Source organism: Granulicatella sp. HMSC30F09, assembly GCF_001806915.1.
GTDB classification, from domain to species: domain Bacteria; phylum Bacillota; class Bacilli; order Lactobacillales; family Aerococcaceae; genus Granulicatella; species Granulicatella adiacens.
Genome location: NZ_KV786428.1, coordinates 41995 through 42595, shown reverse-complemented (window position 1 = coordinate 42595; position 601 = coordinate 41995). Strand labels below are relative to the sequence as shown.

Genomic DNA, 601 nt, shown 5'->3' with positions numbered 1-601 from the left:
AAGATAAAACATCAACTGGAAAACAAGGGAAAAAACAAAAAGAAACACCGCAATTCACAGCGGGAGATCCAGAAGTTCCACTTACGATTGATGCTTCAAACCCAGTGAAGTTTATAGATCCAACAACGAATGAACCAACAGACAAAACAGAATTACCAGCAATGAAAGATGGTAAACAAGTGGGAACGTACAAATTAAATCCAACTACAGGAGAAGTAACGTTCACTCCAAATAAAGACTTTGTTGGAACACCAGAAGGTGTCACTGTACAAGCTAAAGATGCCAACGGCACTCCGGCAACAGCGAAGTACACGCCAACCGTAACGGAAGTAACGCCAAGCGGTGAAGATAAAACATCAACTGGAAAACAAGGGAAAGAACAAAAAGAAACACCGCAATTTACAGCGGGAGATCCAGACGTTCCAATGAAAATCGATGGTGATCAACCAGCGAAATTCATCGACCCAGAAACAGGAGACCCAACAGATAAGACAGAATTACCAGCGATGAAAGATGGCAAAGAAGTGGGAACGTACAAATTAAATCCAACTACCGGAGAAGTAACGTTCACGCCGAATAAAGATTTTGTTGGAACACCAGA

1 protein-coding gene is annotated in these 601 nt (G+C 41.9%); it reads left to right on the top strand.

What is annotated here, in order from left to right:
• On the top strand, positions 1-601 hold a 601-nt coding region (locus HMPREF3103_RS06400; RefSeq protein WP_210387110.1), incomplete at both ends, for an Ig-like domain-containing protein.